Origin of the sequence: Brevundimonas sp. UBA7506 (assembly GCF_002479495.1) — a bacterium.
Lineage (GTDB): Bacteria > Pseudomonadota > Alphaproteobacteria > Caulobacterales > Caulobacteraceae > Brevundimonas.
The window spans coordinates 252,816-277,238 of sequence record NZ_DLNQ01000005.1; the positions used below are offsets into that span (position 1 = coordinate 252,816).

Genomic DNA, 24,423 nt, shown 5'->3' on the forward strand with positions numbered 1-24,423 from the left:
CTTAGGGCAGCCGTTCCCAGCCCTGCGGGCGCAGGGCCTCCATGGGGCGGAACTTCGCCTTGTAGTCCATCTTGGGAGAGCCCTGGACCCAGTAGCCCAGATAGACGAAGGGCAGGCCGACCATGGCGGCCTGGCGCAGGTGATCCATGATGGCGAACTGGCCCAGGCTGCGCCGGTCCAGATCAGGGTCGAAGAAGCTGTAGACCATGGACAGACCGTCGTGCAGAAGGTCGGTCAGGCAGACCCCGACCAGGTCGCCGGGGCCGTCGTCGGTCGCGGGCAGGCGATATTCGATCAGGTGGGTGCGGACGGCCGTGTCCTCGACCATCGACACATAGTCGGACCAGCCCATGTCGCTCATGCCGCCGCCGGGGTGGCGGGCGGTCAGGTAGCGGCGCAGCAGGTCGAACTGCTCCATCGTCGCCTCGGCCTCGACCAGATCGCGCGACAGGTCGGCGTTGCGGTTCAAAATCTTGCGCTGGGAGCGCGAGAAGACGAACTCGGCCACCGGGATTCGAACTGAAACGCAGGCGGCGCAGGCCTCGCAGGCGGGGCGATAGGCGATGTTCTGGCTGCGGCGGAAACCGGCCTGGGTCAGGGCGTCGTTGACGTCGGCGCCGTCGCTGAAGGGCAGGTTGGCGAAGACCTTGCGCTCGAACTGACCCGGCAGATAGGGGCAGGGCGCATTGGCGGTCATGAAGAACCGCAACTGCCGGGTCGGGAAGTGCTGGGTCACGGCCTTACGTCCGGTCCCGATCGTGTCGGCGGATTTGCGAGCGGATCGTCATGTCCCGATTTGGCGCGCAACCGGAGGAATTCGCAAGCGCCGAGAGGCCCGGCGCGCGCGATCACAGGCTGGTGTCCGTGGGCAGGACCGGCGCCTCGCGCAGCAGGACGATGGCGATGCGGCGGTTGCCGGCGAGAGACGGATCGTCAGGGTAGAGGGGGTCCGAGCCCGCCTTGCCCGCCACCGAATAGACCCGGTCGGCGTTCACGCCCGCAGCCTGCAGCGTCAGGCGCGAGGCGTCGGCGCGCGCCGAGGACAGCGCCCAGTCGCCGGCGCCGCTGGCGCGGCTGGAGCCGGCGACGGCGCTGGTGTGGCCGGTGATCGAGATGCGGTTGGGCAGCTGGTTGATGACCTTGGCGATGGCCCTCAGCAGCATCTGGGCGCGCGGGTTGGGGCGCGAGGAGCCGTTTTCGAACATCGAGCGGCCTTCCTGATCGACCAGCTGGATGCGCAGGCCCTCGGGCGTCTGGTCGATGATCAGCTGTTTCGACAGCTCGGCCAGCTCGGGCATGGCCTGCATGGCCTGGCGCAGGCTCTCGGCGGCGCTGGCGAAGTCGGCGGCCTCGCGTCGGGCGATCTCGGCGCGCAGCGCGGACTCGCTGGCGGCAGCCAGGTTGGCGCTCTGGCCTGCGGTCTCGGAAGAATCAGGGGCCTCGGGCGCGAGCTGCTCGATGACCGACATGGAGCCCGAGCTCTTGGCTCCGTCGTCGCCCAGGGCCGTGCCGCCCAGAATGCCGCCCGAACCGGAGGTCGAGGCCGAGACGTTGGCCGGGGCGAAGTATTCGGCGATGCCGCGTTTCTGTTCCGGGTCGGTCGTGTTGATCAGCCACATCAGCAGGAAGAAGGCCATCATGGCGGTCACGAAGTCGGCGTAGGCGACCTTCCACGCGCCGCCGTGGTGGCCGCCGGCGGTCACCTTCTTCACCTTCTTGATAAGGATCGGGCGATCGCTCGCGGACATGGGCAGGCCAATCTTAACGTCGTTTGTTAGCTGTGAATCCCATGCGGCCGTTAAGAAGCGGTTGCCTTGCCGCCGCGTCGTGTTGTTCAAGCGAAAAATCCGGGAGGGGCGCGATGTTTCTTGAACTGGCGATAATGGCGGCGCTGGGCGGCCATGGGGAAGACGCTGCGCTGGCGCGAGCCGATGCGGAGGGCGCCCTGCGGCTGCGGGAGGCGGCGCCTGAGCTGGCGGCCATGCCCGAGGTCACGCTTGAGGCCTATCTGGTCGGCGGCCGCAATCCGCGCGCCATTCGGACGGCCATGAACGCGGTGCGTCCGGCCGAGGCTGACGGCGGCGAACGCTTCGATGCGGTAACGCGGTGGCGCTATTCAACGCGCTGGCGAGGGCGGGGCGACGTGCGCTGCGTGCCCGAGACGGCCGAGGCTATCGTGGCCATCACCGTCATTCTGCCGGACCTGGCCGAGGCCGACCGTCTGGGGCGTCGGGATCGTGAAGCCTGGGATCGCTACTTCAAGGCCCTGGCGACCCACGAGATGAACCACGCCCGGATCGCGCTGCATGGGCGGCAGGAGATCGAGAGGGCCATGAAGGTCGCCTCAGACTGTGAAGGCATGCAGGCGGCGGTCGCCCGGGTTTCGGAGGAGGTCAGCGCCGCAAGCCGTGAATATGATCGTCTGACACAGCACGGCAAACGCGAGGGCGCCGTCTTCCCTTGACGGCGCCTGGCAGCGTCCGTCCGGCCTTGCCCGCCGGCGCACCACGCCTTAGGTCAGGCTTGTGTCCGTGACCTTTTCTCCTTCCGAATTCGACGCCAAGGCCTATCGCAAGGCGCTGGGCGGCTTCGCCACCGGCGTCTGCGTGGTGACGGCCCATACGGCCGAAGGGCCGCTGGGCATTACCGTGAACAGCTTCACCTCGGTGTCGCTGGACCCGCCGCTGGTGCTGTGGTGCCTGGACGTGAAGTCGGACCGCCACGACGCCTTCGCCGGGGCCGAGCGCTTCGCCGTGCACATGCTGCCGGTCGAAGATCAGGCCATGTCGGACCGCTTCGCCTGGGGCGTATGCACCCTGTCAAACGACGAGTTCGAGGTCGGTGACCCGGCCCCGCCGCGCCTGCGCAACGCCGTGACGCGGCTGGATTGCACGGCCCACGACCGCATCGTCATGGGGGATCACCTGGTCATCGTCGGGCGGGTCGCCGCCTTCGAAACTCATCCCGGCGACGCCCTGACCTATTTCCGGGGCAAGTACGGACAGGCCGTCGATCCGACGGCGTGAGATGTCCCTTCTCCCCTTGTGGGAGAAGGTGGCAGCCGGAGGCTGACGGATGAGGGGTGCGAGGAAATTACCGCATGGCCTCATGTCTTGTGTCGAGCCGACACCCCTCATCCGAGCCCTTCGGGCCCATCTTCTCCCGCAAGGGGAGAAGGAAAAGATCAGCCCAGCAGCCTCGCCGCCTTGGGCGCGAAATAGCTGAGGACGCCCGAGGCACCGGCGCGCTTGAAGGCGTGCAGGGTTTCCAGGATGGCGCGGTCTTCCTCCAGCCAGCCGTTGGCGATGGAGGCCTGCATCATCGCGTACTCGCCGGACACCTGATAGGCGAAGGTCGGCACCTTGAAGGTGTCGGACACCAGCCGGACGATGTCGAGATAGGGCAGGCCCGGCTTGACGATCAGGGCGTCGGCGCCTTCGGAAATGTCCATCGCCACCTCGCGCAGCGCCTCGTCGGCGTTGGCGTAGTCCATCTGATAGGTCTTCTTGTCGCCGGTCAGCGACTTGGACGAGCCCACCGCGTCTCGATAGGGGCCATAGAAGGCCGAGGCATATTTGGCGGCGTAGCTGATGATCAGGGTGTCCGAGAGGCCGTTGGCTTCCAGCGCTTCGCGGATGGCCTGAACCCGGCCGTCCATCATGTCGGAGGGGGCCACGGCGTCGGCGCCGGCGTGGGCGTGGATGAAGGCCTGTTCGGCCAGGCGCTCCAGCGTCGGGTCGTTGACGATGCGGCCGTTCTCCAGAACCCCGTCGTGGCCGTGGTCGGTGTAGCAGTCGAGGGCGACGTCGGTCATGACGCCGATCTCGGGCGCGGCGTCCTTGATGGCCTTGATGCAGTCGGGGATCAGGCCGTCCGGGTCGCTTGCGGCCGTGCCGACGTTGTCCTTCAGGCTGTCATTCACGTTCGGGAAGAGGGCGATCATGGGGATGCCCAGATCGCGCGCCTCGACCGCGGCCTTGGCGGCCTCCTTCGGCGACAGGCGGAAGACGCCGCGCATGGAGGCGACCGGAACGCGGTCCTCGGCGCCGTCATGGACGATGATCGGCCAGATCAGGTCGGCGGGCGTCAGGGTCGTCTCGGCGACCAGACGGCGCACCCAGGGCTGCGAGCGCAGGCGACGCGGGCGGGCGTAGGGGAAGGCGGCGGGCTGGAACGGCATGGTCATGCAGGGCTCATAGTCCGGTAGGCGGGGCAGGGAAACGACCTTGGAGGTCGCATATCGGACCCAGGGTCGGAAAAAACAGAGTCCAATTCGTCTGAATCGTCTGAAATCGCGGCGTCGAGAGGCAGAGACTAGCGCTTGTCTGCGTCATCGGCGGGCGCAAGATGCGGCGCGGGGCGCTGGCGGGGTGACGTTTCTCAACCGCTTGGATAAAAGCAGCATGAACGCCCCGTCAGAGGGCAGACCACAGTCGGGAGTATTGATCATGGACTTCGCCCTCAACGACGACCAGCGCGCGATTCAGGACGCCGCGCGGGCTTTCGCCGACGCCGAACTGGCGCCGAACTCGGCGAAGTGGGACGAGGACAAGCACTTCCCCGTCGATGTCATGCGTCATGCGGCCGAGATGGGTTTCTGCGGCATCTATACGGGCGAAGAGCACGGCGGAATGGCCCTGGGCCGCGTTGAGGCGGCGGTGATCTTCGAGGAACTGTCGCGCGGCGACGTGGCGACGGCGGCCTTCATCTCGATCCACAACATGGCGACCTGGATGATCGACAAGTTCGGGTCTGACGACCTGCGCTCGCGCTTCGTGCCGTCGCTGACGACGATGGACAAGATCGCCAGCTACTGCCTGACCGAGCCGGGCTCGGGGTCGGACGCGGCGGCGCTGCGGACCACGGCGGTGCGCGACGGCGATCATCTGGTGCTGAACGGGTCCAAGATCTTCATCTCGGGCGCCGGGACGTCGGATGTCTACGTCGTCATGGTCCGCACCGGCGGCGAAGGCGCCCAGGGCGTCAGCGCCGTGGTGGTCGAGGCCGGAACGCCCGGCCTGTCGTTCGGCGCGCAGGAACGCAAGATGGGCTGGAACGCACAGCCGACGGCCGTGGTCCAGTTCGACGACTGCCGCATTCCGATCGCCAATCTGCTGGGTCAGGAAGGCACCGGCTTCAAATACGCCATGGCCGGTCTGGACGGCGGGCGCCTGAACATCGCCGCCTGTTCGCTGGGCGGAGCGCGGCTGGCGCTGGAAACGGCCCAGGCCTACGTCGCCACGCGCAAGCAGTTCGGCAAGGCGATTGGCGACTTCCAGGCCCTGCAGTTCCGTCTGGCCGACATGGCGACGGACCTGGAGGCGGCGCGTTTGATGGTGCTGCGCGGGGCCTGGGCCATCGACAATGACCACCCGGAAAAGACCAAGTGGTGCGCCATGGCCAAGCGCCTGGCCACCGACGCCTGCTTCCACATCGCCGACGAGGCGCTGCAGATCCACGGCGGCTACGGCTATCTGAAGGACTATCCGCTGGAACGGATCGTGCGCGACCTGCGCGTCCACCGCATCCTGGAAGGCACGAACGAGATCATGCGGGTGATCATCGCGCGGGAGCTGGCGCGATGAGCGATCAAGCGAGCGACGCTGAAGTCATCACCCGCGTCGAGAACGGCGTCGGCCGCATCACGCTGAACCGGCCCAGGGCGATCCATGCGCTGAACCGGGGCATGTGCGAGGCGATGATCGAGGCTTTGCTGGCCTGGCGCGGCGACGAGGCCGTGTCGTCGGTGCTGATCGACCATGCGGGCGAGCGCGGCTTCTGCGCCGGGGGCGACATCCGCATGATCGCCGAGAGCGGAGCCGGGGACGCGTCGGAGGCCAAGGCCTTCTTCAAGACCGAGTATCAGCTGAACCATCTGATGTTCGAATACCCGAAGCCGATCACGGCCGTCGTCGACGGCATCGTCATGGGCGGCGGCGTGGGCATCAGCGAACCGGCCGATGTTCGCATCGCCACCGAGCGCACCACCTACGCCATGCCGGAGACGGGCATCGGCCTGTTCCCTGACGTGGGCGGGGGCTGGTTCCTGCCGCGCCTGCCGGGGCAGACGGGGGTCTGGCTGGCGCTGACGGGCGCGCGGCTGAAGGCGGCGGATACGGTGGCCCTGGGCATCCACACCCATTTCGTCGAGAGCGGGGCGACGGCGGCCTTGAAGGACGAACTTCTCGCCAATCCGTCTGATCCCAAGGCCGTGGCTGACCGCGTGTCGGGCGAGGCAGGGCCGGCGCCGCTGGACGCGCACCGCGAGGCTATCGACCGGCTGTTCGCATTCGACACGGTGGAGGCGATCTTCGCCGCGCTGGAAGCTGAGGGCTCGGACTGGGCGCTGAAGCAACTCGACATCCTTAAGACCAAGTCGCCGCAGTCGCTGAAGGTCAGCCTGCGCCAGATCCGCACCGGCGCGACGCTGGCCTCCTTCGCTGAGAACATGGCGATGGAGTATGCGCTGGGCGGTCGGGTGGTGCGCACTCACGACTTCCAGGAAGGCGTGCGCGCGGTCATCGTCGACAAGGACAATGCGCCGAAGTGGTCGCCCGCTCAGCTTTCGGGCGTCAGCGACGCGACGCTGGACACCCTGTTCGCGCCTCTGCCCGCCGACGAGGCTTGGTCGCCGCTCTGAAAAGGTCGCTGCGGCGCAACATTTGTTGTTCCTAGACGCCTGTAGGGCTATCTAGGCGGCATGAGTAAGCGCTGGACCCCTGAATCCTGGAGAAACAAGCCCGTCGTGCATATGCCGACGGACTATCCTGACATGGCCGAACTGGCCCGTGTCGAAGACGAGCTGCGGGCCATGCCGCCCCTGGTGTTTGCCGGCGAGGCCCGCAAACTGACCCAGCATCTCGCGCAGGTGGAGGCGGGGAACGCCTTCCTGCTTCAGGGCGGCGACTGCGCCGAGAGCTTCAAGGAGTTCTCGACCGACAACATCCGCGACACCTTCCGCCTGATCCTGCAGATGGCGGTGGTTCTGACTTTCGCCGGGCGCAAGCCTGTGGTGAAGGTCGGCCGTATCGCCGGTCAGTTCGCCAAGCCGCGCTCGTCCCCGCTGGAAGAGATCGGCGGCGTCGAGCTGCCCTCCTATCGCGGCGACATCATCAACGGCATGGGCTTCACTGCTGAAGAGCGCGTGCCCGATCCGCAGCGCCTGCTGAAGGCCTACAACCAGTCGGCCTCGACGCTGAACCTGCTGCGCGCCTTCGCCGGTGGCGGCTATGCTGACCTCTACAACATCCATCGCTGGACCCTGGGCTTCGCCGACAACGGCGCGGGCGCGGCCTATCGCGAGCTGGCCGACAAGATCACTGAGGCTCTGGCCTTCATGGAAGCGGTCGGCGTCACGCCCGAGACCCATCCCGACCTGTCGCGCGTCGAGGTCTTCACCAGCCACGAGGCCCTGCTGCTGAACGTCGAGAGCGCCCTGACGCGCCTGGAAGGGTCGTCGGGCGAGTGGTTCGACACGTCGGCCCACATGCTGTGGATCGGCGAGCGCACCCGTCAGCTGGACGGGGCGCATATCGAGTTCATGCGCGGGATCTCGAACCCGATTGGGGTCAAGTGCGGACCGACCATGACGGCGGAGGACATCCTGCCGCTGATCGACGCCCTGAACCCGAACAATGTTCCGGGCCGTCTGACCCTGATCGGCCGCTTCGGTCACGACAAGGTCGGCGATCGACTGCCGGCCCTGATGCGGGCGGTGAAGGCCGAGGGCAAGCGCGTCATCTGGTCGATCGACCCGATGCACGGCAATACGCTGAAGGCCGCCAACGGCTACAAGACCCGGCCGTTCGACCGCGTCATGGGCGAGGTTCGCACCTTCATCGACGTGGCGGAGGCCGAGGGCGTCCACCCCGGCGGCGTCCACCTGGAGATGACCGGTCAGAACGTCACCGAATGCCTGGGCGGCGCCCAGGCCGTGACCGAGGACGACCTGTCGAGCCGCTATCACACCCACTGCGATCCGCGCCTCAACGCGGATCAGGCGCTGGAGCTGGCCTTCCTGGTCGCCGAGCGCCTCAAGGCCGGGCGTCAGGCCCGCGCCGAGGCCGCGTGACCACGCCGACCGAAGACGAAGGACCGGGCCGCGTCGCCTATCAGGGCGCGCCCGGCGCCTTCAGCCATGAAGCCTGCCTCGACCTGCGTCCGTGGGACGAGGCGGTCGGCTATGAGACCTTTCAGGGGGCCATTGAGGCCCTGCTCTCCGGCGACTGCCAGTCGGCGCTGATCCCGGTCGAGAACTCGACCATCGGCGTGGTCGAGCCCGCCGCCACCCTGGTGCGCGAGGCGGGGCTGACGGTGGTCAGCGAGGCCTGGCGGCCGATCCGGCTGGCTCTGCTGGGCCTGCCGGACGCTCGACTGTCGGACATCAAGACGGCGGAGAGCCATCCGGTCGCCCTGCAACAATGCTCCAAGGCTCTTGGGGAGATGCGGATCACCCCGGTCGAGGTGTTCGACACAGGCGGGGCGGCCGCCGCCGTGGCCGAGGCCGAGGACCTGACCCGCGCCGCCGTGGCGCCTGCCCGTGCCGCCGAGGTTTACGGCCTGACGGTCCTGCGCAACGATCTGCAGGATTTCAGCGACAACCGGACGCGATTTGTCCTGTTCACGGCCCCTCAAGCCTGATCGGCGAAACAGGCTTTCGGATAATTCTGGCGCGAATATCCGGGTTCGAATGTGAAAACATTCGAACCGATTTCGCTCTGAAGGTTGACCGCGCACGAAGTTTGCGTCTTTAAGGTCTGATCGGATCGACCCTGATCCTGAAACCGGACCGGATTCATGTCCTCGCTGCGCGCACAACTGACCCTTGAAACCACCACGCGCGCGGTGGCCGGCTTCTATTTTGGCTACGGCTATTACGGCTTTCGATACGCCGGCTGAGGCGTCGGGCTTCTAACCAACCCTGACAGTCTCGCTGGCGACCGCTTCTCCCGAGCGGCCCCTGCACGCGTCCCTGCCTGATGTTCGGCGGACGCGATCTCCCATCGAAATCCCATGCCGAAAGCCTGATCCCATGCCGCAATCCAACATCCAGCAAGTCTGGCCCGCTGAAACCGCCGACCTGAGCCCCGAGCAGAAGGCGCTGGCCGCCCTGCGGGCCGAGATCGACAGCCTGGACGACCAGATTCTTCAACTGTTCGAGCGCCGTCTGGCCGTCGCCGCCCAGGTGGGCAAGGCCAAGGACGCTCCGACCGGTCCCCACACCAAGCTGCGTCCCGACCGCGAACAGGCCGTTCAGGCCCGCGTCCTTAAGCAGTGCGAACCCGAGAACCGCGAGGCGGTCGAGCACCTGTGGCGCGAGATCGTCGGCTGGGGTCTGGCCCGTCAGGGCCGGCTGCAGGTCCACGTCTGGGCTCCCATCGATCCATCCAAGGCCGTGGACGGCGCCCGTCTGCGTTTCGGAGCCGCCGCCGACATCAAGCTGGTGCGCGATCCTCAGGCCGCTCTGGCCCACGCCGCCGAAGGTCATGGCGTGTCGGTGCTGTCCATCAACACCGAGGACGCCTGGTGGATGGGTCTGCGCCGCGAATGGTCGATGCTGAGCGTCTTCGACGGCTACGGCGGCGAGACGCCGACCTCGCTGGCCGTGGGTAAGATTGATCCGCCGGCCCTGCCGACGGGCCGCCGCGTGGTGGTGACGGTCGGCGGCGACGCCGGCGACGGCTCGGGCGCGCGGCGCTGGGGCCTGAACACCAACCACGGCTGGACCCTGGCCCTGACCGACGCCGACGTGGCGCCGGGCGACGTCGAAGGCTGCGTCGGCGCCATCGGCTGATGAAGGTGTGAACGGGCGTTAAGCCTGTTCCTCAACCCTGTCTCAAAAGACTGGGTTCAGCATGACGGTATGAACGCTTCCGTCATCCTGCGGTTCGGATCGGTCGGCGCCCTTGCGGCGCTGCTGGCCGGCTGCGGTATGGCGGAGGCTGATCCCCATCGGTTCGAGGGCGTGGCCAAGGACATCGCGGCCATTCCTCTGTCGTCCCGCGACGCCGAACCTCGACGTGAACCGTCGGGGCCGCGCAACGCCGAAGAGGCGGGGCTGAGGCCGTTGAAAGTCGAACTGCTGACCCCGCATCAACTCTGGGACGCCCGCGACGGGCTGACCGCCAAGGCTGCGGCTGTCTTGCCCGCCATGCCGGCTGTCTTCCACGACCCCGAGGCCCCGGCGGACGTGCAGGCCGCACAGCGAGCTGAGGCCCGGCCGTCGCGGCCCGTTGCAGTCGCCGCCTCGGCCGCGCCCGCCGTCCTGATCCAGTTGGGCGCCTACGCCAGTCAGGCTTCGGCCCAGGCGGCGTGGGAGCGTCTGGGGCAGGGGAGCAAGGGTCTGAACCCGGTCTTCGAGCCGGTCGAGGTCAATGGTCGGCGTCTGGTCCGGTTGAAGGTTCGCGCCGGATCGGCTCAGGCCCAGGCGCTGTGCGAGCGCGCGGCGGCGTCCGACCCGTGGTGCGTGCGGGCCGCAGAGGCGGCGTCGTCCACAGGCGCGGCTTAAGGTTTCGTTGACGACTGACGCCCTTGGCCCGATCTAGGGCGTCTGGGATGGATCGCGACCGCTTGAGTCGCGGCCGTCGAAACATCGGGGTCCAACATGGCGCAGCCTCAGGTCATCGTCATCGGCAATGAAAAGGGCGGGGCCGGCAAGTCCACCCTGGCCATTCACATCGTCACCGGCCTGCTGCATGCGGGCAAGAAGGTCGCCATCATCGATCTGGACCTGCGCCAACGGTCGATGGAGCGTTTCTTCTCGAACCGCGCGGCCTGGACGGCGGCCAACGGTCATGACCTGCCCCTGCCGATCGTGCCCGACATGGGCGACGGCAAGGCCCTGGCCAAGGCCGATGAGGCCGAGCAACTGGCGAAGTTCGAGGCGGCCTATGCCGAAGCGCAGGCCGTGGCCGACGTCATCCTGATCGACACGCCCGGCGGCGACACGGCCCTGTCGCGCGCCGCGCACGGCCGCGCCGACCAGATCGTGACGCCGATGAACGACAGCTTCGTCGACTTCGATCTGCTGGGCGAGGTCGATCCGGTGACGCTGGAGCTGAAGAAGCCCTCCATCTATTCCGAGAGCGTCTGGGAGGCGCGCAAGCATCGCGCCATCACCGAGGGGCGTCAGGTGACCATCGACTGGATCGTGGTCACCAACCGTCTGGCCGTGGCCGAGGCGCGCAACCGTCGCCGTCTGGAAGAACGGATGATGAAGCTGGCCAAGCGCGTCGGCTTCCGGGTCGGTCCGGGTCTGCGCGACCGGGTCATCTATCGCGAGTTGTTCCCGTTCGGCCTGACGGTCGCCGACCTGTCGAACGACATCCGGCCGGTGTCGGTGTCGCTGGCCCACGTCGCCGCGCGTCAGGAAATGCGCAATCTGATGCAGGCCATGGGCTTGGACGACGCGGCGGGCGGATCGCTGGCTCCGCTGGACGCGGCGGCGGCCTGATTTCCTCATGGGCCTGATCTGGCTGGCGCTGGCCGCCGTGGCGGTCTGGGCGCTGGTGCGGTTGGGCCGCCAGACCGAACGCGCGCGGCGTGGTCACTGGCGCATTTCCGCGACCATCCTCAGCACGGCCCTGTTCGGAGGCGCGGTTCTGGCTGCGTCACGCGGGGTCTGGTTGGCGGCCGTGGGCATGGCGGGGGCCGGGCTTTGGCTGGCGGTGCAGTCGCGGGTTCGCACCGTGCCGCCGCGCGCGCCTGTGGCTGAACGGCTGTCTGAGGCCGAGGCACGGGCTATTCTGGGCGTATCCGCCGAGGCGACGCCGCAAGAGGTTCAGGCCGCCTGGCGCCGCCTGATGGCGCGTGCGCATCCCGACCAAGGCGGGACGGAGGGGCTGGCCGCGCGCGTCAACGCCGCACGGGATCGACTGCTGAAAAGCTGAACCCGATCCTCCCCTGCGAAGCGGGGGAGGGGGACCATGCGAAGCATGGTGGAGGGGGCGAGCGCCACGCGCTTCGCTTCGAGGTTAGGCTACGGGTGGTTCGAGAGGCGAGGGCGGTGTCTGGTTCCGCCCCCTCCACCGCCTGCGGCGGTCCCCCTCCCCCGTAAACGGGGGAGGATTGCTAGGTTAAACGTCCAGATCCGCCATGGCGAAGCGGGCGTTGTCCTGGATGAACTGATAGCGGGCCTCGGCCTTGCGGCCCATCAGGCGCTCCACCAGATCCTCGATCTCTTCCTCGCTGTCGGGCAGGGAGACGCGCGCCAGGGTCCGTTTCTTCGGATCCATCGTGGTCTCCTTCAACTGGGAGGCCATCATCTCGCCCAGGCCCTTGAAGCGCCCGATCTCGACCTTCTTGCCCTTGAAGACAGTGGCCATCAGCTCGTCGCGGTGGGCGTCGTCGCGGGCGTATTCCGACAGAGGACCCGCCGAAATCCGATAGAGCGGCGGCAGGGCCATGAAGAGGCGGCCCTGGCGGATCGTCTCGGGCATGGAGCGGTAGAAGAAGGTGATCAGCAGGGCCGCGATGTGGGCGCCGTCCACGTCGGCGTCGGTCATGATGACGATGCGCTCGTAGCGCAGGTCTTCAATGTTGAAGCGGCTGCCGGGCTGGACGCCCAAAGCCAGGGCCAGGTCGGACAGTTCGACGTTGGCGCGCAGCTTGTCCGCCGTGGCCGAGGCGACGTTCAGGATCTTGCCGCGCAGGGGCAGGATGGCCTGGGTGGTGCGGTCGCGGGCCTGCTTGGCCGAGCCGCCGGCCGAGTCGCCTTCGACGATGAAGAGTTCAGTGCCTTCGGCGGCCTGACGGCTGCAGTCCGACAGCTTGCCGGGCAGGCGCAGCTTGCGGGTGGCGGCGGCGCGCTGGACTTCCTTGTCCTTGCGGCGGCGCAGGCGGTCCTCGGCGCGGTCGATGACGAAGCCCAGCAGGGCGTTGGCCTGCTTGGGGCTTTCGGTCAGCCAGTGGTCGAAGGGGTCGCGCAGCAGTTGCTCGGCCAGCTTCTGCCCCTCGGGCGAGGACAGGCGGTCCTTGGTCTGGCCCTGGAATTCCGGGTTGCGGATGAAGATGGAGATCAGGGCGCCGGCGTTGGCGATGACGTCCTCGGCCGTGATCTGGGCCGCGCGCTTCTCGTTGGTCAGCTCGCCATAGGCCTTGAGGCCCTTGACCAGGGCGGCGCGGAAGCCAGCTTCGTGCGTGCCGCCGTCGGGGGTCGAGACGGTGTTGCAGTAGGAGCCGATGAAGCTGTCGGCGTCGCCGAAGCCGATGGGCGACCAGGTGACGGCCCATTCCAGCGCGCCCGCCTCGCCCTTGCGCTCGGCGCGGCCGGCGAAGACGGGGGTGACGGTCTCCAGCTCGCCCACGCGCTCGGCCAGGGCGTCGGCCAGGCCGCCGGGGAAGTGGAGCAGGGCCTGTTCAGGCGTGGCGTCGGTGATGCGGTCCGCCGCGCAGGTCCATTTGATCTCAACGCCGCGGAACAGATAGGCCTTGGCGCGAGCCATACGGAACAGGCGCGCAGGCTTGAAGGCCGCGCCGACGCCGAAGATCTGCTCGTCCGGCTTGAAGCGGATCAGGGTGCCCTTCTTCTTTGACGGGCCTACCTGCTGGATGGGGCCGAGGACGTGGCCGCGGCTGAAGGACTGACGCCATTCGAAGCCGTCGCGCCAGACGGTGACGTCCAGCTGTTCGGCCAGGGCGTTGACCACCGAGACGCCGACGCCGTGCAGGCCGCCCGAGGTCTCATAGGCCTTGCCCGAGAACTTGCCGCCCGAGTGCAGCACGGTCATGACCACTTCCAGCGCCGACTTGCCGGGGTGCTTGGGGTGGGGGTCGACAGGAATGCCGCGGCCGTCGTCGCGGACCGACAGGAAGCCGTCGGCGTCCAGATCGACGGTGATCAGCTTGGCGTGCTTGGCGACGGCCTCGTCCATCGCGTTGTCGAGGACTTCGGCGAAGAGGTGGTGCAGGGCGCGCTCGTCGGTGCCGCCGATATACATGCCGGGGCGTTTGCGGACGGGCTCCAGCCCCTCCAGCACCTCGATCGAGGAGGCGGAATAGCCGGTGGCGGCCGCTGTCGCCGTGCTGGCGTGGCTGGCCAGTTCGACCTTGGGTTCGTGCGTGACGGGGGCCGGCGCGGGCGCTGCGACCGGCGCAGGAGCGGGCGCTTTTTCAGGAACGCTCGGTTGGGTGGGTTCAGCGTCGTCGAGCGTGGAGAAAAGGTCAGCCATCTACGCAGTCTGCGATGATTCGGGGACCGGACAGGTAGGCCCCGCGCCGCGCCGGAGCAAGCTTTGCGACCTTTTACACCCGCTATCCACTGATTGGCTGGACGCACAAGACCGCTGGTCGCAAGCTTGACGGAAACGACGCCCCGGAGCCGACCATGAACGCCAGCCTCATGCGCGCCCGCAGGGCGGGTGAACACGCCAAGGTCGGCTTCGTCGAGCTGTTCTTCGATCTGGTCTTCGTCTTCGCCATCACCCAGGTCAGTCACCTGTTGCTGGCGCATCTGACGCCGCTGGGGGCGCTGGAGGCGGCGATCCTGCTGGCGGCGGTGTGGTGGGTGTGGATCGACACCAGCTGGATCACCAACTGGCTGGACCCTGAGCGCGGGCCGGTGCGGTTGATGCTGTTCGGCCTGATGGCGGCGGGCCTGGTCATGTCGACCTCGCTGCCCTCGGCGTTTGGCGACAAGGGGCTGGCCTTCGCCTGCGCCTTTGCGGCCATTCAGGTCGGGCGCAGCCTGTTCACCCTGTGGGCCGTGCGCGGCTCGCCGGTGCAGAAGGCGAATTTCCTGCGAATTTCAGCCTGGTCGCTGCTGGGCGCCATCTTCTGGATCGGCGGCGGGCTGGCGGAGGGGCAGACGCGGCTGCTGATCTGGCTGGTCGCCTTGCTGCTGGAGTTCACCGCGCCGGCGGTCGGCTATGTCGTGCCGGGGCTGGGGCGGTCAAACACAGCGGAGTGGGATGTCGAGGGCGCGCATCTGGCCGAGCGGGTTGGGCTGTTCGTCATTATCTGCCTGGGCGAGTCGATCGTCGTCACCGGGGCGACGTTCGCGGGCCTGACATGGACGGCGCCGGTCGTGGTCGCCTTCGCTTCGGCCCTGACCACGGCCATCACCATGTGGTGGCTGTTCTTTAACGAGGCGCACGAAGCGGCGGCAGAAACCTTTGTTCACGCCTCCGATCCCGGCGCGATCGCGCGTCGGGTCTATACCTATTGTCCGATCATCGTGGTGGCGGGGATCGTGGTGACAGCGGTCGGCGACGAACTGGCGCTGGCGCACCCGCTGGGGGCCACGACCATGGCGACAACTGCGGTGCTGCTCGGCGGCCCGCTGCTGTTCCTGCTGGGGACCAGTCTGTCGATCCTGGCGATCTGGGGCAGGATCGCCTGGCCGCGCGTCGCGGGCATAGGCTTGCTGGCGGCGGCGGCCGTGGTCGCTCCGCTGCTGCAGCCCCTGGTTCTGACTTTGGTGTCGACGGTTGTTCTGGTGCTTGCTGCGATCTGGGAGTCTGTCGAGGGCCGCGAAAAGAAGGCTTAGGAAGCTTTCTCTACGAAGCTGTCGATGACCTTTTTCTCGCCTGCCTTGTCGAAGGCGACGACCAGCTTGTTGCCCTCGATCGCGCGAACGGCGCCATAGCCGAACTTCTGATGGAAGACGCGGTCACCGCGCGACCAGTTGGAGCCGGCTTTGGGGACGGTGGTGGCGATCAGGCGGCCGTCGCCCTCGATAATCGCCTTGCGGGCCGGCGTGGATGTGGAGCGCGCCGGCTGGCTGGAGGTGAAGCTCTGTGCGCGTTTCCAGCCTGGGCTCGAGTAGCCGCTGCCGAAGGAGGGGGTGTCGTCCCAACGGCTCTTGGCCTCTTTCATGCCGGTCGAGGCGCCATAGTAGCCGGTGTCGGACTGCGGATCGACGTGGGCCAGAGGCAGTTCGTCGACGAAGCGGCTGGGCAGTTGCGAGGTCCAGCGGCCATAGACCAGACGGTTGGCGGCGAAGCTGATGCGCGCGTCGCGCTTGGCGCGGGTGACGCCGACGTAGGCCAGTCGGCGCTCCTCCTCGAGGCCCTTCATGCCCTTCTCGTCGATGCTGCGCTGACTGGGGAAGACGCCTTCCTCCCAGCCCGGCAGGAAGACCAGCGGGAACTCCAGCCCCTTGGCGCCGTGCAGGGTCATGATCTGTACAGCGCCGCTTTCGGACTCAGGCGCGGCCCGGTCGAGGTCCATGACCAGTGAGACATGCTCTAGATAGGCTTGCAGCGTGTCGAACGCCTGCATGGCCTGGGTCAGTTCCTTGAGGTTGTCCAGGCGCGTCTGGCCGCTTGTGCGGTCGGCCTTCTGCATATCGGTGTAGCCGCTCTCGTCCAGCAAGGTCTCGGTCACCTGCCAGTGGGGCGTGCCCATGCTAGCCAGATCGCGCCAGCGGTCGAGGTCGCGCACGAAGTTGGCCAGGGGCGTGCGGGTGCGGGCCTGAAGCTCGTCGGTCGTGATCAGATGGCGGACCGCCTGCATGGCCGAGACGCCGTTCTCGCGGGCGATGTGCAGGATCTTCTGGACGCTGGTGTCGCCTATGCCGCGCTTGGGGACATTGACAATGCGCTCGAACGCCAGGTCGTCGTCCTCGGACTGGATCAGGCGCAAATAGGCGTGGGCGTCGCGGATTTCGGCGCGCTCGAAGAAGCGGGGGCCGCCGATGACCTGATAGGGGACGGCCAGCATGACGAAGCGCTCTTCGAAGGCTCGCATCTGGAAGGAGGCGCGGACCAGGACGGCCATGCCCCTGTACTTCATGCCCTGCTTGCGGGCGGTTTCAATCTCGTCGGCGATCAGGCGGGCCTCGGCCTCGCCGTCCCAGACGCCGCGCACGCGCACCTTGTCGCCGCTGTCGTCCTCGGTCCACAGGGTCTTGCCCAGTCGGTCCTGATTGGTCGAGATCAGGGCCGAGGCGGCGCCGAGGATATGTTTGGTCGAGCGGTAGTTGCGCTCCAGCTTGACGATCTTCGCGCCGGGGAAGTCGCGCTCGAAGCGCAGGATGTTGTCCACCTCGGCCCCGCGCCAGCCGTAGATCGACTGATCATCGTCGCCGACGCAGCAGACATTGCCGGTCGAGGAAGTCAGCAGCCGCAGCCACAGGTACTGGGCGACGTTGGTGTCCTGATACTCGTCCACCAGGATGTAGCGGAAGCGACGGCGATATTCCTCAGCCAGGTCAGCGTGTTGCGACAGGATGGTGAGGTTGTGCAGCAGCAGGTCGCCGAAGTCGCAGGCGTTCAGCGTGACCAACCGTTTCTGATAGGCGGCGTAGAGAGCATGGCCGTTGCCGTTGGCGAAGTCCTCGCCCGGCGGCAGCTTCTCGGGCGTCCAGCCGCGGTTCTTCCAGTGGTCGATCAGGTGGGCCAGCGACTTGGGCGTGTGCTTCTTGGTGTCGATGTTGGCGGCTTCGAGCAGCTGTTTCAGCAGCCGCTCCTGGTCGTCGGTGTCCAGGATGGTGAAGCTCGACTTCAGCCCGACTAGCTCCGAGTGCCGACGCAGGATCTGGGCCGCGACCGAGTGGAAGGTGCCGAGCCAGCGCAGGCCCTCGGCCGACGGGCCGATCAGGTGGGTGATCCGCTCGCGCATCTCGCGCGCGGCCTTGTTGGTGAAGGTGACGACCAGCAGTTCCCAGGGCTTGGCCCGGCCCGTCGCCAGGATATGGGCCAGACGGGTGGTCAGGACGCGGGTCTTGCCCGTGCCGGCGCCGGCGAGGACCAGGACCGGCCCCTCGGTCGTTTCGACCGCCAGCCTCTGTTCGGGGTTCAGACCGGACAGGTAATCGGCCGCGCCTTGCGGCGACTGGCTGCGCGCGAGGTCGGAAATGCGGGGGGCGGGCAGGTCGGTCACTGGATAAGCGGCTCACGCAAGGCGGATTCGGAGGAGAACATAAGCAGCACAGAGGCCAAAGTCAGGCCCCGATGGAAAATGGCTTGCGGGAACCGCCAAGCCTGACCCTCGTTCTCTCGACCTCAGGGAAGTCATGGAAGGGAAACAGATGGCGGAGAGTTCAAGCGGGGGAGGCAACGCGGGATTGGCCTTCATCGTCGGCGGCCTGGTGGTCGTGGTGGCGATTCTGGCCTGGTTCCTGTTGGGACGAGGCGGGGCGCCTGAGACCAAGAATGTCGATATCGACGTGAAGCTGCCTGAAGTCTCGGCGCCGGCCGTGCCGGGCAATCAGTAGAGAGGCGCGCTCAATGACGGATCCCAACATCCCGCCGCCGGAACGGGTGGTGCATCAAACGACCATCAATACCGCTGCGCCCGAAAGAAGGAGCGGCGGCGGCATGATGGCCTTCATCCTCGGCGGATTGATCGTCGCGGTCGCTGTGATCGCGTGGTTCGTCTATTCGGGTGGTCGCGTTCCTGCCGCGCCGGAAGCGCCTGAGGTCAACCTGGACATCAACGTCCCGGCCCCGAAGTTGCCGGAGGCGCCGAGGCTGCCGGACGTGCCGCGTCCTGCCGAACCGCCGACCGTCGCTGCCCCCGGCAACCCTGAGCCGCAGGGTTGATCTCTAGGGGCTACTTCAGCCTGTAGCTGATGGTGGTGACGACGCGGACCTTCTTGTTCAGCGAGGTCGCCTCGTCGCCGAAGCCGTCGCGGGGCAGGATTTCGAACGAGCCCTGTCCCGCCGACTTGATCGGCCCCAGCGGCGCGCCGGAGTCCTTGGCGAACTGGACGGCGCCCGTGCGGGCGGCGGCTGTGGCCTCTGCGATCATGGCGGGACGCACGTCGTTGAGCTTGGTGAAGATGTAGGACGGCCCCTGGAAGTCCTGCAGCACCACGCCCTGACGCACCAGGTCATTCAGGTTGCGGGTGGTGGTCTGGACCCGGTCAACGTCGTTGGTGCGCACGACGACCGTCTGGGTCAGGATGAAGCGCGGACCGCCGGTCTGGCTGGCGTATTCGCGTGAGCGGGTGTCGGCGACGCCGAGTTGGCCCAGATCGACCGAACTGTCGGGATAGCCCTGGGCCTTGAGGAACTGGCGCACGATAGCCAGGTCGCCGTCGATGCGAGCCTGGACCTCGGACAGGACGTCGCCCGAGGCGGTGAAGCGGATCGGCAGGACGGCCAGATCGGCCTTCACGTCCTTTTCCGCCAAACCGCGCACGGTGACGGAGCGGTCGCCGGCGCGGGCGTTGACCACGCCCTGACCGATCAGGGCGCCGCCGCCGATCAGGCCGACGGCTAGAAGGCCCCCGATTACGGCGGCGGGGATCAGGCGGCTGTCCGTGGTCATGCGTCTTCTCCGGCGAAGCTGCGGTCGCCGCCGGCCCACTGCAAGGCCAGAACCCGGCAGGCCGAGGCGAGGGGACGACGGCCGCGCCAGGCGTCGATACGGATCAACAGGGCGGCGCGGCCCAGGTTCAACTCAGCCCCGATGGCGTCCAGCACGGTCCAGAACTCCGGCTCCAGCGCCACCGAGGTGGCGTGGCCGGACAGGAGGACGGATCGCTTGGCGAGGCTGCTCACGGTTAGCGGACGCCGACCATCATGATATCGACCTTGTTCGGCGCGCCTTGTGTCAGGACGGAATGGCGGGTGTCGGTGGTGAAGCGCAGGGCCCCGGCCGGGTCGCGGATCTCGGCGCGAACGGCATAGGTGTGACGGGCGTCAATCTGGCTGTTCGGCACCGTCAGGGTGACGGCGTAGGGCGGGCCGCGACCGTCCAGCGGCTGGGTGGTCTGGGCCAGAACGCGGGCGGGCGCGTCCATCAGGCTGACATCCTCGACCTTGACCGTCAGCACATGGCCGGGCGGCAGCATGATGCGCTCGCGATAGGCGGCGGTGACATCGACCTGGGTGGAGGCGGCCTCGCCGCCCGGCATGCTGGAGCAGGCGGCGACCACAAGGGCAAGCGGGGCGATCAGCGGAAGGAAGCGCATGGCGGGAGTCCTGTGAGGGGGATAGCTTAGCAGAAACGCGCGAGCGTCACATAAGGCTGCAAGACGTGAGGCGCAGCGGTCGCGATCCGATGCTAACGGAGGTTCCGCTTTCGTTTTCATTGAGTCGACTTGAGGCCCCGCCCGTGACCGAGCCCGCGTCCAAGCCCCTGATGTCCCCGGCCGCCCTGGCTCTGGGCGGGATCGGCGTCTGCGCCCTGATCTGGGGCACGACCTGGTACGCCATCACCTTTCAACTCGGCGCGGTCGATCCGGTGGTGTCGGTGGTGCTGCGCTTCGCCATCGCGGCGGCGGTGCTGGCCCTGGTGGTCAAGGCGACGGGCGGAAAGCTGGCCATGACGCGGCCGCAGCATCTGATGGCCATGGGGCAGGGGCTGTTCTCGTTCGCGATCAGCTACGCCTTTGTCTATGCCTCGGAGGAGAGGATCGCCTCGGCCGTGGTGGCGGTGATCTTCGCGGCCCTGGCCTTCCTCAACCTGATCCTGTTCCGGGTGGCCTCCAAGCAGAAGGCGGCGCCGGCGGCCTGGCTGGGGGCCGGCATGGGGGTGATCGGGGTGGCGGTCCTGTCGGGCGGCGAGGTCATGGGCGCGGGCCTGGGCCTGCACGCGGTCGAGGGCGTGACCTTCGCCGTCATCGCCGTGGTGGCTTCGGCCTTCGGCAACTGGTTCGCCTGGAAGGGGCAGCAGGTGGGGGCGCAAGTCCTTCCCGGCACGGCCTGGGCCATGGCCTACGGCACGGGCGCGCTGGCTCTCTATGGCCTGGCGACCGGGGTGTCGTGGTCCGTGGCGTGGAGCCCGGCCTATGTGATCTCGCTGCTGTATCTGTCGCTGTTCGGCTCGGTGATCGCGTTTGGCCTGTATTTCACTATCGCCCGGGCGCGCGGCTATGCGCTGGCCAGCTATATCTCGGCCCTGACGCCGCCGATCGCCATGCTGGTGTCGGTGCTGTTCGAGGGGGCCAGGTTCGGCCTGATCGCCTTTGTCGGGCTGGCCCTGGTGCTGGCGGGCCAGTTGTTCCTGATCCGGGCGCCGAAGCGGTCGGCGGCCTAGGCGAAGCGTCATCCCGGAAGCCCATGGGGGCTATCCGGGCCGCATCAAGCGCGGCGTCTGCGGCGGTCCCGGCTCTCCGCTCGCTACGGCCGGGATGACGGGGGGAGAGGGTCTACTCCAGCTCGTCCAGCTTGTGGCCGTCCAGGCGCGCGGCGTCGCGGTCGCGCTCCTTTTGCGTCATCTGGCGTTCGGACTTGGTGCGGCCGAAGGTCAGGCGGTTGGCTTCTGCCGCGCGCTTGGCGTCAGCCTTGTCGCGGGCCTTGCGCGCCTTGTTCAGATTGACGACCTCGCCCATCAGACGTGGCCCTCGGGGCTGTCCTTGGCCCAGGCGCGCTTGAGGGCCGGACGACCGCCGATGCGCTGGGCATAGGCGTCATAGGGTTCTCCCGGCGGCATGGCGCCCCGGAACCACTGCAGCAGGCTGCCGAACAGGATGTCGAGCGCCGAGAAGTCGCCCAGGATGTAGCCGCCGTCCTTGATGGCGGCGCGCCAGCGGTGGTCCAGCGTCGCGTAGCCGGCCTTTCTCAGATCATTCCAGCTATCGGGCGCGCCGGAGGTCAGGACGCTTTCCAGCACATTGTTGTAAAGGCCCAGCCACGACAGATACTCGGCGCGGCGGGGATCATCGGGGCCGGGCGCCATCTTCGCCTCGGGGAAGCGGTCGGTGAGGAAGAGGAAGATCAGCACCGACTCGATCAGCAACTGGCCGTCGACGCTGACGGCGGGCGCCTGCTTCAGCGGGTGGGGGTTGGTCGGATCGGCGTGGCCGTGGCCGCCCTGTCGCTCGATGTCGACGTAGTGGATGTCATAGTCGGCGCCCAATTCCTCCAGCAGCCAGAGCAGGCGCGTGGAGCGGGACTGGGGCGCGTGATGGATGGTCAGCGACATCGTGAACTCCCTTGGACGGCGATTGTGATGAACCCGTTCGTGGCGCGGGCCGTTTCACCCTGACCTCGAACAGCAATGGAGAGCGTCATGATAGACACCTCGATGATCAAGGAACATCTGGAAGTCGTCGGTTCGGACGGCAAGCACGTCGGCCGTGTGGACCATGTAATGGGCGATCAGATCGAGCTGGCCAAGATGGATCTCGGCTCCGGCCTGAAGCACCACATGATCCCGGTCAGCTGGGTCGATCATGTCGATGAGCATGTTCACCTGAACATGACGAAGGACGAGGCCAAGGCGCGCTGGGTCGTGAAGCACTAGGCGCCGCCTTACCGCGAATTTCACTCGGGCCCCGCTTTCACAGGCGGGGCCTTTGGCCATATCAGGGACGTTGCGCCGCGTGGCGCATGGGGAGACGACCTTGATCCGACTGATCCTGAACCTGCTGTGGTTCGTCCTGGGCGGCTTCGCCTCGGGCCTGGCCTGGCTGTTCGGCGGGCTGCTGCTGGCCCTGACGGTGGTGGGGCTGCCGTGGGCGTTTTCGGCCTGGCGGATCGCCAGCTATTCCTTCTGGCCGTTCGGGCGAGAAATCGTCTGGCGCGAGCCCAATCCCGCCGATCTGGGCGTCGGCTGTCTGGGCGTCGGGCTAAACGTCATCTGGCTGGTTCTGGCCGGCTGGTACATCGCCCTGGCCCATATCCTGATCGCCGTGCCGCAGTTCGTCAGTCTGATCGGCATCCCGTTCGCGCTGAAGAATGTCGAACTGGCCAAGCTGTCGCTGGCGCCGGTGGGGCGGACGATCAGGGACAAGTAGCCGCGGCTACTGCGTGATCCAGACCTCTTTGACCTTGCAGTCGCGGACACCGATCGTGGCGTGAGCCGTGCCGCCGGGCATCACCTGGGGCAGCGGGTAGAAGGCGATGATAACGTCCCGATACTGAGCGGAAGCCAGCTTTCCGGGCGGGACGAACCACGGATAGCGTTCCTTAATGGCCGCAACAGCGATCTGATCATAATCGCAGGTATCTCGCAGCATCGGCCACGGCGTTTGGTCGTCTTGCGATTGCCACGCCCCCTCGCAACCAGCCAAGCCAATGGCGGCGACAGTTGCGACAAGGACGTGGCGCATGCTCATGATCCTCAGCCCGGCGAGATCATCTTCTCGGGGCGGACGGCTTCGTCGAACTCGGCGTCGGTCAGGTAGCCGCCGCCGACGGTTTCCTGGCGCAGGGTGGTGCCGTTCTTGTGGGCGGTCTTGGCGATCTTGGCGCAGGTGTCGTAGCCCAGCTTGCCGTTCAGGGCCGTGACCAGCATCAGCGAGTTGTTCAGGCCGCGCTCGATGTTGTCTTCACGCGCTTCGATGCCGACGACGCAGTTGTCGGTGAAGCTGATGGCCGCGTCGGCGACCAGACGGACCGACTGCAGGAAGTTGTAGGCCATGACCGGGTTATAGACGTTCAGCTCGAAGTGGCCTTGCGAGCCGGCGAACGACAGGGCGGCGTTGTTGCCGAACACCTGGGCGCAGACCTGGGTCAGGGCTTCGCACTGGGTCGGGTTGACCTTGCCCGGCATGATCGACGAACCCGGCTCGTTTTCCGGCAGGGCCAGTTCGCCCAGACCCGAACGCGGGCCGGAGCCCAGGAAGCGGATGTCGTTGGCGATCTTGAACAGCGAGGCGGCGACCGTGTTGATCGCGCCGTGGCTGAAGACCATGGCGTCGTGGGCGGCCAGGGCCTCGAACTTGTTCGGGGCGGTGGTGAAGGGCAGACCGGTGATGGCGGCGATCTGCTCGGCGACCTTTTCAGCGAAGCCGACGGGGGCGTTCAGGCCGGTGCCGACGGCGGTGCCGCCCTGGGCCAGCTCCATCAACTTGGGCAGGGTCTGCTCGATGCGCTCGATGCCGTTGGCGACCTGTTGCGCATAGCCGCCGAACTCCTGACCCAGGGTCAGGGGCGTGGCGTCCTGGGTGTGGGTGCGGCCGATCTTGATGATGTGGGCCCAGGCCTTGGACTTGGCGTCCAGGGCGGCGTGCAGGTGCTTCAGCGCGGGCAGCAGGTCGTTGACCACCTGCTCGGCGCAGGCGACGTGCATGGCCGTCGGATAGGTGTCGTTCGACGACTGGCTCATGTTGACGTGGTCGTTGGGGTGGACCGGCTTCTTGGAGCCCATCTCGCCGCCCAGGATCTCGATGGCGCGGTTCGAGATGACCTCGTTGGCGTTCATGTTCGACTGGGTGCCCGACCCCGTCTGCCAGACGACCAGGGGGAAGTGGTCGTTCAGCTTGCCTTCGATCACCTCATTGGCGGCGGCGATGATGGCGTCGGCCAGCTTGGCGTCCAGCTTGCCCAGATCGCGGTTGGTCTCGGCGGCGGCGCGCTTGACGACGCCCAGGGCGCGGACGACCGGCAGGGGCTGCTTTTCCCAGCCGATCTTGAAGTTGCCGAGCGAGCGCTGGGCCTGTGCGCCCCAATAGCGATCAGCGGCGACCTCGATGGGGCCGAAGGTGTCGGTTTCAATGCGGACGTTGCTCATCGCGGGCTCGTTCTCAGACGTGGCGGGAAGATGCCGGGCGGTGTAGCACGCGGACACGGCGGGGCAAGGCGGCCCGAC

Annotated in this window: 28 protein-coding genes; 16 read left to right on the plus strand and 12 right to left on the minus strand. The window is 67.4% G+C overall.

The window, feature by feature from the left end; genetic code table 11:
* Position 1: 1 nt before the first annotated feature.
* Both B3K53_RS02970 and B3K53_RS02975 read right to left on the minus strand, forming a co-directional pair.
* Positions 2-736, minus strand: coding sequence for an arginyltransferase (locus tag B3K53_RS02970; protein ID WP_292082600.1), 735 nt, complete (start codon positions 734-736; stop codon positions 2-4).
* A gap of 112 nt (positions 737-848) precedes the next feature.
* On the minus strand, positions 849-1,748 hold the full coding sequence (locus B3K53_RS02975; RefSeq protein ID WP_292082601.1) for a flagellar motor protein MotB: 900 nt from the start codon (positions 1,746-1,748) through the stop codon (positions 849-851).
* 113 nt (positions 1,749-1,861) lie between these two features.
* On the opposite strand from B3K53_RS02975, the gene B3K53_RS02980 reads away from it, so the two are divergent.
* Together B3K53_RS02980 and B3K53_RS02985 are read left to right on the plus strand one after the other, a co-directional pair.
* Positions 1,862-2,464, plus strand: coding sequence for a DUF922 domain-containing protein (locus B3K53_RS02980; protein WP_292082602.1), 603 nt, complete (start codon positions 1,862-1,864; stop codon positions 2,462-2,464).
* A gap of 67 nt (positions 2,465-2,531) precedes the next feature.
* Positions 2,532-3,026: a flavin reductase family protein gene (locus tag B3K53_RS02985; protein ID WP_292082603.1), complete on the plus strand. Its 495-nt coding sequence runs from the start codon at positions 2,532-2,534 to the stop codon at positions 3,024-3,026.
* Positions 3,027-3,184: 158 nt separating this feature from the next.
* Here the strand turns inward: B3K53_RS02985 and hemB are convergent, their stop codons facing one another.
* A complete protein-coding gene (gene hemB / locus B3K53_RS02990; RefSeq protein ID WP_292082604.1) occupies positions 3,185-4,186 on the minus strand; it encodes a porphobilinogen synthase in 1,002 nt (333 codons plus the stop codon).
* Positions 4,187-4,448: 262 nt separating this feature from the next.
* Here hemB and B3K53_RS02995 point away from each other — a divergent pair, with 262 nt between their 5' ends.
* The 8 genes from B3K53_RS02995 to B3K53_RS03030 all read left to right on the plus strand — a co-directional run bounded on the left by B3K53_RS02995 (position 4,449) and on the right by B3K53_RS03030 (position 11,888).
* A complete protein-coding gene (locus tag B3K53_RS02995; RefSeq protein WP_292082605.1) occupies positions 4,449-5,585 on the plus strand; it encodes an acyl-CoA dehydrogenase family protein in 1,137 nt (378 codons plus the stop codon).
* Positions 5,582-6,640, plus strand: a complete 1,059-nt coding sequence (locus B3K53_RS03000) for an enoyl-CoA hydratase/isomerase family protein (protein ID WP_292082606.1) — start codon at positions 5,582-5,584, stop codon at positions 6,638-6,640. Before B3K53_RS02995 ends, B3K53_RS03000 begins: the two co-directional genes overlap by 4 nt.
* Before the next feature lie 60 nt (positions 6,641-6,700).
* Positions 6,701-8,071, plus strand: a complete 1,371-nt coding sequence (locus tag B3K53_RS03005; RefSeq protein WP_292082607.1) for a class II 3-deoxy-7-phosphoheptulonate synthase — start codon at positions 6,701-6,703, stop codon at positions 8,069-8,071.
* Positions 8,068-8,640 (plus strand): prephenate dehydratase domain-containing protein, encoded by a 573-nt coding sequence (locus B3K53_RS03010; RefSeq protein ID WP_292082608.1) that lies wholly within the window; start codon positions 8,068-8,070, stop codon positions 8,638-8,640. Before B3K53_RS03005 ends, B3K53_RS03010 begins: the two co-directional genes overlap by 4 nt.
* Before the next feature lie 391 nt (positions 8,641-9,031).
* Positions 9,032-9,793 carry a chorismate mutase gene (locus tag B3K53_RS03015; protein WP_292082609.1) on the plus strand — a complete coding sequence of 254 codons (762 nt, stop codon included), beginning with the start codon at positions 9,032-9,034 and terminating at the stop codon, positions 9,791-9,793.
* A 69-nt stretch (positions 9,794-9,862) separates the two neighbouring features.
* On the plus strand, positions 9,863-10,507 hold the full coding sequence (locus B3K53_RS03020; RefSeq protein WP_292082611.1) for an SPOR domain-containing protein: 645 nt from the start codon (positions 9,863-9,865) through the stop codon (positions 10,505-10,507).
* A gap of 96 nt (positions 10,508-10,603) precedes the next feature.
* Positions 10,604-11,452 carry a division plane positioning ATPase MipZ gene (locus tag B3K53_RS03025; protein ID WP_292082612.1) on the plus strand — a complete coding sequence of 283 codons (849 nt, stop codon included), beginning with the start codon at positions 10,604-10,606 and terminating at the stop codon, positions 11,450-11,452.
* Between the two features lie 7 nt (positions 11,453-11,459).
* On the plus strand, positions 11,460-11,888 hold the full coding sequence (locus B3K53_RS03030; RefSeq protein WP_292082613.1) for a molecular chaperone DnaJ: 429 nt from the start codon (positions 11,460-11,462) through the stop codon (positions 11,886-11,888).
* A 186-nt stretch (positions 11,889-12,074) separates the two neighbouring features.
* Here the strand turns inward: B3K53_RS03030 and parE are convergent, their stop codons facing one another.
* Positions 12,075-14,168 (minus strand): DNA topoisomerase IV subunit B, encoded by a 2,094-nt coding sequence (parE, locus tag B3K53_RS03035; RefSeq protein ID WP_292082614.1) that lies wholly within the window; start codon positions 14,166-14,168, stop codon positions 12,075-12,077.
* Positions 14,169-14,323: 155 nt separating this feature from the next.
* Here parE and B3K53_RS03040 point away from each other — a divergent pair, with 155 nt between their 5' ends.
* Positions 14,324-15,484, plus strand: a complete 1,161-nt coding sequence (locus B3K53_RS03040) for a low temperature requirement protein A (RefSeq protein ID WP_292082615.1) — start codon at positions 14,324-14,326, stop codon at positions 15,482-15,484.
* Here the strand turns inward: B3K53_RS03040 and B3K53_RS03045 are convergent.
* Positions 15,481-17,820, minus strand: a complete 2,340-nt coding sequence (locus B3K53_RS03045; protein WP_292082616.1) for an ATP-dependent helicase — start codon at positions 17,818-17,820, stop codon at positions 15,481-15,483. The two genes, B3K53_RS03040 and B3K53_RS03045, sit on opposite strands and share 4 nt — an antisense overlap.
* A 148-nt stretch (positions 17,821-17,968) precedes the next feature.
* Here B3K53_RS03045 and B3K53_RS03050 point away from each other — a divergent pair, with 148 nt between their 5' ends.
* Both B3K53_RS03050 and B3K53_RS03055 read left to right on the plus strand, forming a co-directional pair.
* Positions 17,969-18,154: a hypothetical protein gene (locus tag B3K53_RS03050; protein WP_292082617.1), complete on the plus strand. Its 186-nt coding sequence runs from the start codon at positions 17,969-17,971 to the stop codon at positions 18,152-18,154.
* Between the two features lie 13 nt (positions 18,155-18,167).
* Positions 18,168-18,482 carry a hypothetical protein gene (locus B3K53_RS03055; protein WP_292082618.1) on the plus strand — a complete coding sequence of 105 codons (315 nt, stop codon included), beginning with the start codon at positions 18,168-18,170 and terminating at the stop codon, positions 18,480-18,482.
* Positions 18,483-18,492: 10 nt separating this feature from the next.
* Here B3K53_RS03055 and B3K53_RS03060 read toward each other — a convergent pair whose 3' ends face one another.
* From B3K53_RS03060 to B3K53_RS03070, 3 genes are read right to left on the minus strand one after another with little or no spacing between them, the layout of a single operon-like run.
* Positions 18,493-19,212 (minus strand): SIMPL domain-containing protein, encoded by a 720-nt coding sequence (locus B3K53_RS03060; RefSeq protein ID WP_292082620.1) that lies wholly within the window; start codon positions 19,210-19,212, stop codon positions 18,493-18,495.
* Positions 19,209-19,445 carry a ribbon-helix-helix domain-containing protein gene (locus tag B3K53_RS03065; protein ID WP_292082621.1) on the minus strand — a complete coding sequence of 79 codons (237 nt, stop codon included), beginning with the start codon at positions 19,443-19,445 and terminating at the stop codon, positions 19,209-19,211. The genes B3K53_RS03060 and B3K53_RS03065 overlap by 4 nt, the downstream gene beginning before the upstream one ends.
* A gap of 2 nt (positions 19,446-19,447) precedes the next feature.
* On the minus strand, positions 19,448-19,858 hold the full coding sequence (locus B3K53_RS03070; RefSeq protein WP_292082622.1) for a YbaY family lipoprotein: 411 nt from the start codon (positions 19,856-19,858) through the stop codon (positions 19,448-19,450).
* A 143-nt stretch (positions 19,859-20,001) separates the two neighbouring features.
* Here B3K53_RS03070 and B3K53_RS03075 point away from each other — a divergent pair, with 143 nt between their 5' ends.
* Entirely contained in the window at positions 20,002-20,925 is a 924-nt protein-coding gene (locus B3K53_RS03075) for a DMT family transporter (protein ID WP_292082623.1), read from the plus strand.
* Between the two features lie 112 nt (positions 20,926-21,037).
* Here B3K53_RS03075 and B3K53_RS03080 read toward each other — a convergent pair whose 3' ends face one another.
* Positions 21,038-21,220: a DUF4169 family protein gene (locus B3K53_RS03080; RefSeq protein ID WP_292082624.1), complete on the minus strand. Its 183-nt coding sequence runs from the start codon at positions 21,218-21,220 to the stop codon at positions 21,038-21,040.
* Positions 21,220-21,813: a glutathione S-transferase family protein gene (locus B3K53_RS03085; RefSeq protein WP_292082625.1), complete on the minus strand. Its 594-nt coding sequence runs from the start codon at positions 21,811-21,813 to the stop codon at positions 21,220-21,222. Before B3K53_RS03085 ends, B3K53_RS03080 begins: the two co-directional genes overlap by 1 nt.
* Before the next feature lie 87 nt (positions 21,814-21,900).
* Here B3K53_RS03085 and B3K53_RS03090 point away from each other — a divergent pair, with 87 nt between their 5' ends.
* A complete protein-coding gene (locus B3K53_RS03090; RefSeq protein WP_292082626.1) occupies positions 21,901-22,134 on the plus strand; it encodes a DUF2171 domain-containing protein in 234 nt (77 codons plus the stop codon).
* Positions 22,135-22,234: 100 nt separating this feature from the next.
* Positions 22,235-22,627, plus strand: coding sequence for a YccF domain-containing protein (locus B3K53_RS03095; protein WP_292082627.1), 393 nt, complete (start codon positions 22,235-22,237; stop codon positions 22,625-22,627).
* A gap of 6 nt (positions 22,628-22,633) precedes the next feature.
* Here the strand turns inward: B3K53_RS03095 and B3K53_RS03100 are convergent, their stop codons facing one another.
* Positions 22,634-22,942: a hypothetical protein gene (locus tag B3K53_RS03100; protein ID WP_292082628.1), complete on the minus strand. Its 309-nt coding sequence runs from the start codon at positions 22,940-22,942 to the stop codon at positions 22,634-22,636.
* 11 nt (positions 22,943-22,953) lie between these two features.
* A complete protein-coding gene (gene fumC / locus B3K53_RS03105; protein ID WP_292082629.1) occupies positions 22,954-24,345 on the minus strand; it encodes a class II fumarate hydratase in 1,392 nt (463 codons plus the stop codon).
* Between the last annotated feature and the right edge of the window lie 78 nt (positions 24,346-24,423).

What these genes read in the sequence shown, in the direction of transcription:
- B3K53_RS02975 (WP_292082601.1), bottom strand. Translation starts at nt 1,748, where the DNA reads ATGTCCGCGAGCGATCGCCCGATCCTTATCAAGAAGGTGAAGAAGGTG.
- B3K53_RS02980 (WP_292082602.1), top strand. Translation starts at nt 1,862, where the DNA reads ATGTTTCTTGAACTGGCGATAATGGCGGCGCTGGGCGGCCATGGGGAA.
- hemB (WP_292082604.1), bottom strand. Translation starts at nt 4,186, where the DNA reads ATGACCATGCCGTTCCAGCCCGCCGCCTTCCCCTACGCCCGCCCGCGT.
- B3K53_RS02995 (WP_292082605.1), top strand. Translation starts at nt 4,449, where the DNA reads ATGGACTTCGCCCTCAACGACGACCAGCGCGCGATTCAGGACGCCGCG.
- B3K53_RS03000 (WP_292082606.1), top strand. Translation starts at nt 5,582, where the DNA reads ATGAGCGATCAAGCGAGCGACGCTGAAGTCATCACCCGCGTCGAGAAC.
- B3K53_RS03005 (WP_292082607.1), top strand. Translation starts at nt 6,701, where the DNA reads ATGAGTAAGCGCTGGACCCCTGAATCCTGGAGAAACAAGCCCGTCGTG.
- B3K53_RS03015 (WP_292082609.1), top strand. Translation starts at nt 9,032, where the DNA reads ATGCCGCAATCCAACATCCAGCAAGTCTGGCCCGCTGAAACCGCCGAC.
- B3K53_RS03020 (WP_292082611.1), top strand. Translation starts at nt 9,863, where the DNA reads ATGAACGCTTCCGTCATCCTGCGGTTCGGATCGGTCGGCGCCCTTGCG.
- B3K53_RS03025 (WP_292082612.1), top strand. Translation starts at nt 10,604, where the DNA reads ATGGCGCAGCCTCAGGTCATCGTCATCGGCAATGAAAAGGGCGGGGCC.
- B3K53_RS03030 (WP_292082613.1), top strand. Translation starts at nt 11,460, where the DNA reads ATGGGCCTGATCTGGCTGGCGCTGGCCGCCGTGGCGGTCTGGGCGCTG.
- parE (WP_292082614.1), bottom strand. Translation starts at nt 14,168, where the DNA reads ATGGCTGACCTTTTCTCCACGCTCGACGACGCTGAACCCACCCAACCG.
- B3K53_RS03040 (WP_292082615.1), top strand. Translation starts at nt 14,324, where the DNA reads ATGAACGCCAGCCTCATGCGCGCCCGCAGGGCGGGTGAACACGCCAAG.
- B3K53_RS03050 (WP_292082617.1), top strand. Translation starts at nt 17,969, where the DNA reads ATGGCGGAGAGTTCAAGCGGGGGAGGCAACGCGGGATTGGCCTTCATC.
- B3K53_RS03055 (WP_292082618.1), top strand. Translation starts at nt 18,168, where the DNA reads ATGACGGATCCCAACATCCCGCCGCCGGAACGGGTGGTGCATCAAACG.
- B3K53_RS03060 (WP_292082620.1), bottom strand. Translation starts at nt 19,212, where the DNA reads ATGACCACGGACAGCCGCCTGATCCCCGCCGCCGTAATCGGGGGCCTT.
- B3K53_RS03070 (WP_292082622.1), bottom strand. Translation starts at nt 19,858, where the DNA reads ATGCGCTTCCTTCCGCTGATCGCCCCGCTTGCCCTTGTGGTCGCCGCC.
- B3K53_RS03080 (WP_292082624.1), bottom strand. Translation starts at nt 21,220, where the DNA reads ATGGGCGAGGTCGTCAATCTGAACAAGGCGCGCAAGGCCCGCGACAAG.
- B3K53_RS03085 (WP_292082625.1), bottom strand. Translation starts at nt 21,813, where the DNA reads ATGTCGCTGACCATCCATCACGCGCCCCAGTCCCGCTCCACGCGCCTG.
- B3K53_RS03090 (WP_292082626.1), top strand. Translation starts at nt 21,901, where the DNA reads ATGATAGACACCTCGATGATCAAGGAACATCTGGAAGTCGTCGGTTCG.
- B3K53_RS03100 (WP_292082628.1), bottom strand. Translation starts at nt 22,942, where the DNA reads ATGCGCCACGTCCTTGTCGCAACTGTCGCCGCCATTGGCTTGGCTGGT.
- fumC (WP_292082629.1), bottom strand. Translation starts at nt 24,345, where the DNA reads ATGAGCAACGTCCGCATTGAAACCGACACCTTCGGCCCCATCGAGGTC.